At 54.5% G+C, this 14,393-nt stretch carries 5 protein-coding genes; 2 read left to right on the top strand and 3 right to left on the bottom strand.

The genetic code is table 11. From position 1 onward, the window contains the following. Window positions 1-85: 85 nt before the first annotated feature. On the bottom strand, window positions 86-478 hold the full coding sequence (locus tag ACJJIM_RS05225) for a hypothetical protein (protein WP_413665081.1): 393 nt from the start codon (window positions 476-478) through the stop codon (window positions 86-88). A 340-nt stretch (window positions 479-818) separates the two neighbouring features. On the opposite strand from ACJJIM_RS05225, the gene ACJJIM_RS05220 reads away from it, so the two are divergent. Then, window positions 819-1,820, top strand: a complete 1,002-nt coding sequence (locus ACJJIM_RS05220) for a transposase (RefSeq protein ID WP_444912597.1) — start codon at window positions 819-821, stop codon at window positions 1,818-1,820. Between the two features lie 482 nt (window positions 1,821-2,302). Next, window positions 2,303-3,166, top strand: a complete 864-nt coding sequence (locus ACJJIM_RS05215) for a transposase (RefSeq protein WP_444912596.1) — start codon at window positions 2,303-2,305, stop codon at window positions 3,164-3,166. 203 nt (window positions 3,167-3,369) lie between these two features. Here ACJJIM_RS05215 and ACJJIM_RS05210 read toward each other — a convergent pair whose 3' ends face one another. Together ACJJIM_RS05210 and ACJJIM_RS05205 are read right to left on the bottom strand one after the other, a co-directional pair. Beyond that, on the bottom strand, window positions 3,370-3,930 hold the full coding sequence (locus ACJJIM_RS05210; protein ID WP_444912595.1) for a hypothetical protein: 561 nt from the start codon (window positions 3,928-3,930) through the stop codon (window positions 3,370-3,372). Between the two features lie 15 nt (window positions 3,931-3,945). Further along, window positions 3,946-14,346: an RHS repeat-associated core domain-containing protein gene (locus ACJJIM_RS05205; protein ID WP_444912594.1), complete on the bottom strand. Its 10,401-nt coding sequence runs from the start codon at window positions 14,344-14,346 to the stop codon at window positions 3,946-3,948. Window positions 14,347-14,393: the final 47 nt, after the last annotated feature.

Below are 14,393 nucleotides of genomic sequence, written 5' to 3'. Positions count from 1 at the left end.
CTGCGCTACCGAATGCGCAGTGCTCCCCCTCCGCTGGCATCTGCCGCAGAGAGAAGTAAGTCTCAGAGGAGTAAATTTGGGCCGGTTACGGCTTGTCCGTAGGGCTGCCTTCGCCCACCAAACTCTCGGTCAAACCCGGCACCAGGGCCGTAGCCGATGGCTTTGAGGACAGCCGCTGTATGCGTGACTCTTCGCTATCCTTCGCCACATAGATCCACAAGAGGTCTCCCGCCTTGTCAGCGCTACCGCGCTCCTGCAGCACCAAGCGGTTACCGAGGATTTGCCGCACGGTGTAGCGGTCATCCACCAGGGTGTCCCCCGGAGCAACCAGGCGAACTTTCTCCTGTGGCAGCTTGATCACCGCCTTCTTGTCCGCCACCGCAGTGGTAATCACCTTGATGCCCTGCAGCGACTGGCCTTCTTCCGCCAGCACAGAAGCGCAAAACAAGAGTGCAATACCCGGTAGTATTTTTTTCATCAGTCCATTCCAGAAAAATAAGCGGTCTTCAAATTGTCAATATCGGCCGGACCAATCCGGCAATTCGGTCAAAACAGGTGTAAGTCAGGATTAAAACGTTATAGGGCCAAAAAGGGAGGGGCCAAAAAGGGACACCCATTAAACTCAGGCTAATACGCGCCAATTAATTGCAATGCCCGCAAGCCTATAAAATACTGTTCATGCATCCACCTGTACGGAGCAACAGGTATCGGCCAAAAAGGGACACCCATTAAACTCAGGCTAATACGCGCCAATTAATTGCAATGCCCGCAAGCCTATAAAATACTGTTCATGCATCCACCTGTACGGAGCAACAGGTATGACTCTTCCTCGCCGGGCACTGGTGTCGCCGGATACCACACCCTATTACCACTGTGTCTCGCGCTGTGTGCGGCGGGCTTTCCTGTGTGGGCGGGATTCCAACACAGGGCAGTGTTTTGAACATCGCCGTCAGTGGATTGAGGATCGCATCCTGACAATGTCCAACGTCTTTGCGCTGGACGTTTGTGGCTACGCTGTCATGAGCAATCACTATCACCTGGTACTGCATATCAACCAGGACAAGTCTGCTGCCTGGTCAATGGATGAGGTAATCCGGCTCTGGCATCAACTCTTCAAGGGCTCTCTGCTCTCACGTCGTTTCGAACGCGGTGAGCGCCTACACCCTGTGGAGTTCGAACTCCTATCGAAGTTGGTGGAAACTTGGCGCGCCCGACTGACCGATATCAGTTGGTTCATGCGCATTCTCAATGAATCCATCGCCCGCGAAGCTAACCGAGAAGATCGCTGTACCGGACGTTTCTGGGAGGGCCGGTTCAAGTCCCAAGCACTTCTGGATGAGTGTGCACTGGCTGCCTGTCTGGCTTATGTAGACTTGAACCCGGTCCGCGCCGCAATAGCGGAAACACCTGAAGCCTCCGATCACACCTCGATACAGCAACGTATCCGCGCCGCTCGGGAGGGCCTGCAGCCTCCTGCGCTCTTTCCCTTCGCCGGTAATCCCCGGGCATCTATGCCTGATGGATTACCGTTTGCCCTACGGGACTATTTAGAGCTGCTGGATTGGAGCGGACGACTATTGCGAAGTGACAAACGCGGCGCAATCGCAAGCTGCCAGCCTCCGATCCTGCAGCGTCTACAAATAGACTCGCGCCAGTGGCAGTACCTGACCCGCAATTTTGAAAGTCGATTCCGCAGCCTGGTTGGTACCGAGACATCGGTTCGCCGGGCCTGTGAACGGCTTGGCAAGCGCTGGGCGCAGGGCATTCGTGATTGCGCCCATTACCTTTCCCCAAACGCATCACCCACCGCTCCATCCTGACTTTTACCTGTTGTTAAAAAACACCTCTGCAGGCTAGCTGCGAGGTTTCCTATTGTGTCGGCAATGCAACTCGAAGCTTTATCTGCCACCAACACCTATCTTCAAAAAAATCTATCTTCTCGAACCTTGATTGGACTTCTTATCAGCCCGCTCACAAAGCAAAGGACAATTTATGGGTGTCCTTTTTTGTTCTTCCGAGACATCAGTTCGCCGGGCCTGCAAACGGCTTGGCAAGCGCTGGGCGCAGGGCATTCGTGATTGCGTCCATTACCTTTCCCCAAGCGCATTACCCGCCGCTCCATCCTGACTTTTACCTGTTGTTAAAAAACACCTCTGCAGGCTGGCTGCGAGGTTTCCTATTGTGCCGGCAATTCAATTCGAGGCTTTATCTGCCACCAACACCTATCTTCAAAAAAATCTATCTTCTCGAACCTTGATTGGACTTCTTATCAACCACTCACAAGGCAAAGGACAATTTATGGGTGTCCTTTTTTGTTGTGACAATGTCCAACGTCTTTGCGCTGGACGTTTGTGGCTACGCTGTCATGAGCAATCACTATCACCTGGTACTGCATATCAACCAGGACAAGTCTGCTGCCTGGTCAATGGATGAGGTAATCCGGCTCTGGCATCAACTCTTCAAGGGCTCTCTGCTCTCACGTCGTTTCGAACGCGGTGAGCGCCTACACCCTGTGGAGTTCGAACTCCTATCGAAGTTGGTGGAAACTTGGCGCGCCCGACTGACCGATATCAGTTGGTTCATGCGCATTCTCAATGAATCCATCGCCCGCGAAGCTAACCGAGAAGATCGCTGTACCGGACGTTTCTGGGAGGGCCGGTTCAAGTCCCAAGCACTTCTGGATGAGTGTGCACTGGCTGCCTGTCTGGCTTATGTAGACTTGAACCCGGTCCGCGCCGCAATAGCGGAAACACCTGAAGCCTCCGATCACACCTCGATACAGCAACGTATCCGCGCCGCTCGGGAGGGCCTGCAGCCTCCTGCGCTCTTTCCCTTCGCCGGTAATCCCCGGGCATCTATGCCTGATGGATTACCGTTTGCCCTACGGGACTATTTAGAGCTGCTGGATTGGAGCGGACGACTATTGCGAAGTGACAAACGCGGCGCAATCGCAAGCTGCCAGCCTCCGATCCTGCAGCGTCTACAAATAGACTCGCGCCAGTGGCAGTACCTGACCCGCAATTTTGAAAGTCGATTCCGCAGCCTGGTTGGTACCGAGACATCGGTTCGCCGGGCCTGTGAACGGCTTGGCAAGCGCTGGGCGCAGGGCATTCGTGATTGCGCCCATTACCTTTCCCCAAACGCATCACCCACCGCTCCATCCTGACTTTTACCTGTTGTTAAAAAACACCTCTGCAGGCTAGCTGCGAGGTTTCCTATTGTGTCGGCAATGCAACTCGAAGCTTTATCTGCCACCAACACCTATCTTCAAAAAAATCTATCTTCTCGAACCTTGATTGGACTTCTTATCAGCCCGCTCACAAAGCAAAGGACAATTTATGGGTGTCCTTTTTTGTTTTTTTGTTTGTTCTATTTATGGGTGTCCTTTTTGTTGTTCCATTTCTCGTTATTTACCAACTCTAAATCTCCCCCCCCGCGGTAAAGAACTCTTGCCTTTTTACTCTCTAACTTTTTCGATAAGTCAGACCCGACATATACCGAAAAGCGCGCATCAGTTCGAAACGGCGCATCTTTTTCAATCCACATCCGTATTTGATTGAATGTTTTCGATAACTGTTTGGTGGAATCAGGTCCTGACGAACCATCCTCATCATAAAACAGTCTTCCTGGAACACAATTATCAATCGAATTCCAACTTGTTCTTATCCATTCGATACACAAACCTTCCCGAGGGAGCACATGGAATAGTTCCTTGCCCTCCACCTTTTTAATATTACTCATTACCACTGGAAAAAATTTCTTTAAAAAAATAACCTGTTGCTGATCTTGACACCCACCCAAAACACACGGCTCAACAAATTCCTCCTCCATCATTCGGGGAAGACACATGAAATCACCTAGCCGATTAAACCGATCAATGAACGCTTCCTCATCAACCATAGACTGAGCTATTCCAATCTGCTTAGGCATCATCCACTCCTCAAGTTATTTCTCACCATTCCAATTTTCCAAATTCTGAGGGTTCTTAATTGGTGGTGAATCAGGGTTATTTTTATCCCAAAAATAGATATCTTCGCCCGCATAATCGCGAGACTTGATTATATCTTCAATCGCTTCTCTCTCTCTTTTGATAGGGTCACCACGAAGATTTAAACCACCTACTTGGTGAATTTCACCCTCACCAGCCGCATCTGCCGCTCGGTTACCAAACGGCACCTCTGTCTGAAAACCTCGTTCCTTTAACTTCTGTTGAACTTCTTGGTGCCCAGCACCACCAGCCCGGCCGCCGCGGCTTCTAGTAAACCAATCACTGTATTCTAGAGTTCCGCCTTGCTCTTTATAGCGCTGGAAGCGCCACTCATCGCCTTCTGCAGTACCTTTTTCAGGCTTAACAGATTCCTTCAAGTAATTTATCGAGTGCGAGATTCCAGACTGATCTGGATAACCCTCTATCCAGCCTTGCTCAACACTTTCGCCTTCCCCATAACCAGAAGAACCAGCCAACTCGTAAACCCAAGCAGGGAACTCAGTGTTCCTCGGACCTACATCGGTTTCTTGCTCAGATCCCGGAATTGACGGCAAGGATTCCACCGCCGGATTCTCATAAGTGCCTGGGCTCAGCTCACTTTCCGCTACCACGGAGTATTGATCGTCAGAGGAACCAGCAAATAACTGTAGCTGCCATATCTGCAACTTAAGATAATAAGCGGCTACCGTTCCAATATTTTCTTTCGCATTATTGAAAGCCTGATTCATCAGGCTGTATCTCGCATCATGCGATTCAATCATTTCCTGGCCAGTCGGAAATGCAGCAACTCCGCTTGCTCGCCTTACAAGCTGCTTAGTAGCAGCTCTCTGAAGCGCAGTAGTTTCGGCTCGACGAGCCGCAATCGCTTCCGCAGAATCTAATGCAATTACTTCCGGTGAATTACCATCCGGATCTACATAAACCGTCGGATTCCCATAAGCATAAAGATACTTATGCAAACTAGGCGCAATGGTATTGTCACCCTCCCAAGCATCCTGACTCAGGAATCTCCCCGTATCCGGATCATAGAAACGCGCCTTGGCATAAATCAGCCCGGTTTCTTTATCTTCTTCATGCCCGGTAAAGCCAAAGCGGTTCCAGGAGCTGCCGCTCTCGCTGCGCTTATTGCCCCAGGCGTCGTACTGGTAGCGCGCTTGCAGGGTGCCGTTGGCGCTGGTGAGGTTGCTGACGCTGCCCAGTGCGTCGAACAGGTAGAACTGGGTGCCCTCGGTGATATGGGTCAGACTGAGTAATTTATTGGGGCCGTAGTTGTATTTGGCCAGGGTGAGGTTGTTGGCGTCCGATTGGGTCAGCACGGACAGGCCGTCGTAGGTGTAGCGCTCGGTGCCGCGCTCGCCTTCTTTTTCTATGCGAAGGCCGCCGACGTCGTACAGGAACTGGCCCACAGTGGAGCCGCCGATCATGACCTGGCGCAGGTCGTCGCGGGCATCAAAAATAAAATCGCTGGTCTCTCCGGCTTTAGTCTTGGAGACCTGGTTGCCGTTGCCATCGAAACCGTATTTGACGTTGTTGGCGGCATCCAGGTTGTCGGTGATATCCGTTAGCTGGTTGCGCTCGTTGTAGCTGTAGGTCAGGTCTTTTTCCGTCTGGCTACTAGTGCTGTTGACGGCGATTTCAGAGACGCGGTTGTAGACGCTGTCGTAGCTGTAGCTCACGGTGTGGCCGCTGCCGGCGGGCACATCCGGGTAGGTGACACTTTCCAGGCGGTCGAGGTCGTCGTAGTCGTAGGTGGTGATTTCCTCGCCGTTGCCGTTGGTTTCGCGCTGTTCTGTGCGGTTGCCGTTATCGTCGTATTCGTAGGCAAAGCGGGAGACCAGGCCGCCGTTCTGGGTGTGCTCGATGGTCTCAGTGCGCCCGGCATTGTCGTAGGTGTAGCGGGTCTCGGTATTGTTGGGATAGCTGACCTGCTCAACCAGGCTGGAGCGGTCGTAGGTATAAGTGGTGGTGCCACCCTCGGCCTGGGCCTGGTAGAGGCGGTTGAGCGAGTCGAAGACGTAGAGGGTGTGCTTGTTGTCCGGGTCCGTCAGTCGGGTGCGGTTGCCGTTGTTGTCGTAGGCATAGCCCAGGGTGCGGCCGAAGCTGTCGGTCTTGGTAAGCTGGCGGTCGAAGTCGTCGTAGGTGTAGCGGGTGACCACATCCCCGTGCAGGCCGTCGAAGTAGCGCTCGGTGGTGCTGAGCAGGTTGTTGTTGGCATCGTAGGCACTCACCACCTGTTGGATATCAGCACTGCTGGAAATCAGCGGGCGGGCATAGTTGCGCTCCGTCTCGCGATTGAGTTCGTCGTACTGGTAGCTGACGCTCACACCATTGGCGTCGGTCATGGCTTTGAGGTTGCCATTGCCATCGTACTCGGTGTACTCGACGCGGTTGGTATCGGCATACTCGATGGCTGTGCGGCGATTGAGGGCGTCGTACTCGTAGCTGGTGCTGTTCAGCTCGGCGTCGATTTGCTCGACCAGGTTGTTGTCCCGGTCGTAAACGAAATCGGTGATACCGCCGAGATAGTCGTGGATCTCGTCCAAGCGGTTCAGGGCATCGTAGACATAGGTGGTGCTATTGCCCTTGGACTTCTCCACACTGGTGCGATTGCCGTTCAGGTCGTAGCTATAGCGGGTGGTCTCCTGCTCGCCGTTGGTGACGTTGTCGAGACGGTTGCGCTTGTCGTACAGCCAGGTGGTTTCCCGCCCCTCCGGGTCGCGCCGGTAATCGCGGTTGCCCATTGCGTCATAGTGGTAGCGGTTAATCGCGGCCAGCTCACCACTTTCCACCAGTACCAGATTGCGGCCGTCGTACTCCCAGGCGGTTTTGTTGCCCTCGGCATCCTCCTCAATCAGGGTGTTGCCAACCTCGTCGTATTCCGTGCGCAGTATCTGGAGTCCAGCGCGGGTAACCTGGGTCTGGCGGTCTTCGGCGTCGTACTGGTAGCGGGTCTCGATATTGCGCTTGTCGCGCGTTACCAGCAGGTTATTGTTGAGGTCGTACTCGTCGTAGTAGATAAACTGTTCGAGTGGGTCCTCTTCCGAGATAACGCGGTTGAGGGCGTCGTATTCCCAGGTGGTGGTATTGAGATTCCAGTCAGTAACGGTCTTTTTATTGCCGACTTCGTCGTAGGTGAGTGAGCGCTCCTTCAGCAGCGGATCGATGGTTTTTTCCAGGCGGTTGAGCACATCGTAGCGGTGCTCGGTGATGTCCTGGTCCTCGGCGTCGATCTCATAGGTGAGGTTGCCGTGGGTATCGTAGCGCTTCTCTAATGTCCGCCCCAGCGGCTGGTATTCAAAGGTCAGCTGGTTAAAGGCGTTGTAGTCGTAAGTGGTGACATTGCCGTTGGCGTCTTCACTGTAGGCAAGGTTGCCATCGGCGTCGTAACGGTTCTCGCGCACCAAGTGGCCGATATCGTCGGATTTTGATGTGAGGCGATTCAGCTCGTCAAACTCCGAAACCAGGGTATTGCCATTGGCCAGAATTTCCTGGGTGAGGTTGCCGACTTCGTCATATCGATAATCGGTTACATAGTCCTCGGCGTCCTTGAGTCGCTCCAGGCGATTGCGATCGTCGTATTCCCGCACGATGGAGAACTGCCGCGCATTCAGCTCCAGGGTGCGGTTGCCGACCTTGTCGTAATCGTAGAGGGTGATATTACCCTCGCGGTCGATCTTCCGCTGTACCCGGTTCAGGTCATCGTAGGTGTAGCGGGTAGCCTGTCCGTTACCGTCGATTTCATAGATCAGGTTGCCGTTCTCATCGTAGCGCCACTCCAGGGTGCGGCCCAGCGGTTGGCGCTCGAAGCGCTTGCGATTCAGCCCGTCATATTCGTAAGTGGTAGTGTGGGTGCGCGCGTTGGTGAGAGAGAGGACATTGCCCTCCTCGTCCAGCTCCAGATCCGTCACCTGCTCCAGCGCATTGGTAATCTTATTGCGGCGATTGTAGTCGTCGTAACCGTAGCTGGTGGTGCGCCCTTCGGTGGAGTACTCGCGGGTGATATTACCGGCATCATCGTACTCTCGTTTTAGCACGCGGCTTTCTGGCATATTGACCGAGGTCTGGCGGTTGGCACCGTCATAATCATAGGTGGTGACATTGCCGCGAAAATCAGATTCCGATATCAGGTTGCCTACCTTGTCGTAATCCAGCGATTTCGAATCCTGCAAGTGGTTGCGAATCTCCACTACCCGGTTTTCGCCGTCGTACTCCCAATAAGTGGTGTGCCCGCGACCATCGGTCTCGGTCTTCTTGTTGCCCACCAGGTCGTAGGTGTAGCTGGTGTCATCATCGAGCGGGCGAATGACGTCTGTCAGCTGGTTAAGGTCGTTGTAGGTGTAGGAAATCCGGCGGCCTTCCTCGTCTGTTTCCCACAGTTTCTGGCCGCGAGCATTCCACGCGGCTTCAGCCACGCCACCGAGGGGGTCACGGGTATAGATAACATTGCCCCACTCGTCGTGGTTGTAACGCCATAGTTTACCGCGGCGGTCCTGGTAGGTTTTGCGGTTGCCCAGGTCATCGTAGGTAAAGTACTCGGAGGTAGCATCCGGGTAGTCGACGCCGGTCAGGTTGCCCCGATCATCGTAGTGGTAATCAGTGCGGTGATCGTTGCGGTCGATACGCGCTGCCATCAGGTTCTTGATTTGACCGAACTGCCCCTTGCTCACATAGGGGGTCATCAGCGGCAACCTGCCCACCAGCTTTTCCACCACCTGGTTGCCGTCTTCGTCGTAGGCAAATTCGGTGGTGACGTTGCGCTCATTGGTGGTGTTGGCGATGACTACCTGCTGTAAATCCCATTCGATTTCGCGGGTACCGTTGGGCGCCTTAATCTTAGTGGCAGCGCCGTAGTCGTTCAGGGTGTAGGTGGTCTTGTTGTATCGACCATCGGTGACTTCAGTTTCCAACAGACCGCCATTGCGCTCATTGCGACCGGGGTACTCAAAACTGGTGGTACCGCCCTCTGGACGCGTAATCTGCAAGGTAGCGGGTACCGGGGCGGAGCCTACAACAATGGCCTGGTCGCCCAGCAATGGTGGCCCGGGAAATTCGTGAACCCCATGGGAATAATGGGTGATCTTGTCGTTTTCATCGATAACCTGGGAGATGGCACTTCTCAGGTAGAAATCGTCCAACACACCATTAAACTGAAAGCTCTCATCCACCTGGTACTGATAGCGCTGGCTGCGGCTGGCCCTACCCTTCTCATAACGGCTTTCTATCAAGCGTCCTCGGCCGTCGTATTCGTAATAGATGGAAAATTCTTCGGAACCGGACAGGGCCGTGACCCGTTTCAACAAGTGGCGCACCTCCCAGCCGGCGATACCCACCTGGTATTCAAAGCGCAGGGTGCGGCCAGAACTATCTTCTACGATATCCAGCTGCGGCTCACTGGAACCACTATAACCAAATTTGATCAGGCGACCGTTGGTACCGCGTATATAGTCCAGCATCGCCTTTTGGGTACCGAGGCGGTGGGTATAGTGGTACTGGGTGCCGTCCTTACTATAAAAATCCCAACCACCCACGGAGCTGATCAGTGTGCCGTGATAACCGCGACCAGGTGCGTAGCCCCCGTTGCCATCCGGGTAGAAAGTGATCCCGCCACCGTCTCCACCGTGCACAGTGACCACACCGCAACCGCGATGCAGCACAAAGGACTCAAGGTTGTGATTCCACCCCATTCCGAGGCTCGAAGTACTGGTATTTCGGCTGCTATAGGAGCGGCGCAGGGAAAGGTCTGGCCCGCTCCAGGGTAGCTGCACGTCTGTCGCGGAGAGATTCAGCTTGCCATCGAAGAGGTCAACTCCTTCCACCATGGCATGGCCAACCGGCAGTTGATCCAAATACTCACGGGAGATAATTGCCTGGCCCGGATAAACCTCTTCCCTTCCTGTAGCTTTGGATACCAGACGCACTTCAAAATCGTAGGTACCGGGCCTGAGACTCCGGTCCGTATAGGTAAATTCGTGGTAACCCGCACTCAAATCGCTGGGGTCCAGGACTTCATCCGCACCTATGGGCGCATTTTCGCCAGTGAAGGTGATGGATGCTTGCGCATCTTGGGACAGACCCAGCTTGAACTTAAGTGGCGACTCGCAGACAAAACTATTACTCAGGTCGACCAGTGTGCTGGCAGTAACAGTGGTTGAGATTACTCCAACTTGCGGCTCCGGGGCCGACTCTTCAAATGCGGAGAGATGCTCGAGGATTTGCTGGTCGAAAGTGATCGGTTGCCGATTGCCATAAACGCGCTTGTAATTCCACCCGAGCCCGCGGTTGAAAACCACCTGGGCTTCGTAGTGGGAATCCACATCGAATTCGAGGTTGCTGAGCAGCGCGCCGCTGTGGGTTGTGTAGGAGTTTTCGCCTACTGAGCGGGTGAGCGGCAAATCGTAGACCACGCTCCCGTCCCTGTAGATCAGCAGCGCCGCATCTTCGATGCTAATACTGGCGGGATGGTGTGCGATTTCCATCCTGACCGGATTGATTACGCGACCACCCAAATCCAACATAATAGGGCCGCCAGTGAATGCCTCTATCTCGTCTATGGTAATACCAATGACATCGGAGCCGTGGAACTGTACCACTTCCTCGTCTGGGGTGGCCGCGTCCGTGTCAAACACCACGGAATTGCTACCAGGTGTTTCTGCAGTGGTGACTGTATAGCTGAATACTTCGTTACCGTACTCACTATAATGGTCGGTAACGGAAATGGGCTGCGAGCTCTCTGAGACAATATTGAGACCGTCATCTTTTTGTTGATGGATCAGCATGGCTTTGGTGACATACCAACGTTCAGCATCAACTAAGTGAGTATTTTCTACTGAGACGAGATACATAGGCGTCTCGTAAGTATCCCCGGCCAGCACCATAGCCCCATTACTATGCCAGACGTAATCCCACGGAGCCGAGCGGATATATAAAGTCTCACCCTTGTCAGCCCAGCTGAATTCATAGGTAAAGAGGGTGGGCCGTCCAGTCCCACCCCAAGCTTCGGTGTCTAATTCGCCAGTAAAAACCGCGAACCCGGCAATACCCTCCGCAGTAGTCACTGCCGAAGAATTCTGAGCGGCCCCGCATTCTCCCAGCTTCGGCATTCCCACATAATCGATCACGCATGTATTGCCGATAGTGTAAGCCACCTGCGCTGGAGCCAGGAGCCACTCTGGGGCAGGATCGCCATATCTGTCAAAAGCTTCAGAAGACTTAACCGTAGCTACGACCGACTCGTTAGACACCGGGTTATCGAAGGCATCCCGCACCTGAACCTGGATTTTGAGATCGACCATACGTGCGTTGGACTTCACCACCCAGTCATTCTCGTCTAACAGCATCTCAAACTCTACCGGATCGCCTGGCCAGACTAATGCCTGAAACAGCTGCGGTGCCCGCAATGTATTAGAGATATTGCCCGAGACATCTTTGACATCGACGCGCGCGGAAACAACCGCAATACCGGCCTGGGTATTGTACTTATGTCCCTGCTCCCTGTACGCGAAAAGCGGATTAACAAAAGTCGTCTCTGGCAGCGTGAAATCTACTTCGGCTACCCCCTGTGCGGAAGTTTGTACGGTAATTTCACGCTCGCCGTTGAAACTGCCGAGGCTTAGGTCATCTATAGCGAAAGTCACCGGAGCACCGACGATGCGGCGACCGAAGAGGTCACGAACCATTACAGACAGAGGGCGCTCTAACAGCTCACCGGCAGCGCCCTCCTGGTAGTTGGTATCGGGCAAGATATCGATGATAGCGGCAGCACTGGGGTCGAGGTTAACCTCGCTCAGATAGGGGGATTGCAGAATTGCCTGCAACAGACTGGGCCAAGTAGTGCTGGCATTGGCACCTCCGGCAATACCGCCGGAGAGGAAGTAACCGGCGGCACCGGTCGAGGTATTCTCCACCTGCCAGGCGGCACCCTGCCATTCGCCCACCTGCACTTCCTCAGCCGGGACCGTAACCTGGTAACCCATCACCAGCCAGCCGCGAATATCTGACTTGACGACCTCAGCGATGTTTAAGGAGTCTACCTGAGCCTCTTGCTCCGGGGTGATGGTCAATACCGTTTGGTTTTGCTGGTGCGCGTAGGCGATCGCCTTGTCGGCCGAAACCGCAGCCACCCCTAAGTTTTGCTCGTAAACACGGTGCTCCAGGTAGGAGCCATCCACTGCGGACAGACTGATAAAATCCTTCGCAGACATGGCATCATCGAAGACCGGTACCACAGCAACCTTGCGATAGCTCGCATCCAGGTTGACGCCCTGCCATGACAGCTGGTGCGGCCTGCCCAGCACCTCCTCGGCGACGACGGCATTGGAGGAGAAAACCACATCGGGCACTGGACGCACCAGCCGCACGCCAGTGGCACCGGACAGCTCTCGTTCACTCTGGTGCCAGGCTGCAAGATAGCGTCGGGCTATCTGGCTCAGAACACTGGCTGCGGTGCGTTCAGTTTCCTCGCTCTCGGCAATAGAGGCCTGGGCAACTACACCAACAGCATGGTAATTACCGGCAATAACGGTTTTGGCAATAGTATCGCTGTAACCTGGGCCGGAAATTTCCAGCTGGATACGGTGCGCCTGCGCCATCGGAATCGGCTGTTCGCCGACGGCCGTGATAATGCCATCGACCTGGATCTGTGGGCGCAGCGAGACCAGGTAGGCAGGCACGGAACCCAGCCCACCGTAACGATTTACCAGGTTCTGCTCATCAATGGTGGACGCCATATAAGAAAGTGTGACGTCCCGGTTGGACAGTGCCGATACCGGCAACTCCGCCACCAGGCTTTCGGAGCTGGTATTGCGGTTATTGGTATAAAGTCGGAATGTCACCTTGTGCACGAGTTCAGCAGGAATCTCCGCGCTTTCCAGGAAAATCCGCTGCACCGTATAGGGCTCACTATTCGGCAGGTAATTGGCAACCTCTTCTACCTGTCGGGCCTGCGGCGACAGTTCATCCAGTGAAGACCCCTGCTCTGCGAGGCCTGCATCCAGTTCACTGACAAATGCAGTGATAGGGCTTACTTCTTCAATATATTCGGAAAGGTAACGCTCAATGGTTTGCCTCGGGTCCAGTGCTACCCGAGCCATGGGATTTCCGCCGACATTGACCTCAAATTCGGAGGCCGCCGGGAAAAGCGGCAACCAGGCACGACCACTGGTATCGACCACAGCACCACGGTAATTGGCATAGGGCACTAATGCCACGACCCAGGTGTACTCCACCGCGATGGCTTCCAGCTGCCCGCCACGAATCACCGCTTGCGCGGGGTATCCTGCGGCACGCACCAGCTCGAGGGCCCGCTCGGCACCGGAAACCGCGAGAGAGTTCTCTACAGTTTCGACCGGTATCTCTACCACTCCGCGCACGTAGCGGGAAGGGATAGAACTAGCGCGCAGCAGTGCAACCAGCAAGCTGGCCTGATCTATGTCGTTACCGGCCATTTGCCTCAGAGTTTCCTCGGCTCCTTTCATTGAGCCGTAGTACCACTCGAGCGACACAGTCGATTTCACGAAATTGAAAATCGACACCGGGTCGTAGTTGAGATCCCGGGCCTTGGCCAGAACAGACGCACTTAGCGGCGCCTGTGACGAAGCCGAAAGATCTGCTGAAGAGGGTATCTGCGTAGCCGCCGGGTCCTGGTAACTGGAAACTATCGCGGGCGCAGAGGAGATGGCGATGGAGGCGGGCGCGAGCGGCTCATATGGCAACAGCATATCCCGCAGCACTGGATAGGATTGAGGAACCTGTAATTCACGGAGACCGTCGATCATCCCGGCCAGCTGGAACTGGCTGTATAGATGACCAGCATGGTCTATCCAGCCCGCTTCTTCCGGGTCAAACGAAAACAATTCTTCGAGCAGGCTGACAAACGGCTGCACTCGCTCCCAATAGGCGTCATGAGTAGCTTGTGCGCGCTCACGACCCTGCTGGGACAGTTCTGGGTCAGCAATAGTCTCGCGAAGTTTCGCATCGACAATTAGGTGGTACGCGACAAATGCATTGAATTGGGATTCCAACTCTCGATACTGGCGATTTTCTGCCGGTGCAAGCTTGTCGAAACTATCCAGCAACTGCAACGTCGTCAGCAGGCTTTCCAGGCTTCTCCCGAACTCCCTACTGGCTGCGCTTTGCGGGATTTTGACTGCACGGGATTGCTCTCGGATAGCTGTCCACTGCACCTCATCAAGCCCCAGCGGCTTGCCGGAGATCAGGCGATCAACCACCTCTTCCTGGGAGGGCAAATCAGCGCCCGCCAAGTTGCTATCGATTTCCCCCGCGCTGACAGAGACACATCCGAGTGATAGAGCTGCGCTAATAACCGCGCGCACAATTATCGAGAGCCGACCAGATTTCATCGCGAAGGGTACCCGTACAATCCATTGTCCATCCGCTCATGGGAATG

It is taken from the genome of Microbulbifer maximicatervae (SeqCode) (assembly GCF_052467615.1).
This window is presented reverse-complemented; position numbering and strand designations above follow the sequence as displayed.

What these genes read in the sequence shown, in the direction of transcription:
- ACJJIM_RS05225 (WP_413665081.1), bottom strand. Translation starts at nt 478, where the DNA reads ATGAAAAAAATACTACCGGGTATTGCACTCTTGTTTTGCGCTTCTGTG.
- ACJJIM_RS05220 (WP_444912597.1), top strand. Translation starts at nt 819, where the DNA reads ATGACTCTTCCTCGCCGGGCACTGGTGTCGCCGGATACCACACCCTAT.
- ACJJIM_RS05210 (WP_444912595.1), bottom strand. Translation starts at nt 3,930, where the DNA reads ATGCCTAAGCAGATTGGAATAGCTCAGTCTATGGTTGATGAGGAAGCG.
- ACJJIM_RS05205 (WP_444912594.1), bottom strand. Translation starts at nt 14,346, where the DNA reads ATGAAATCTGGTCGGCTCTCGATAATTGTGCGCGCGGTTATTAGCGCA.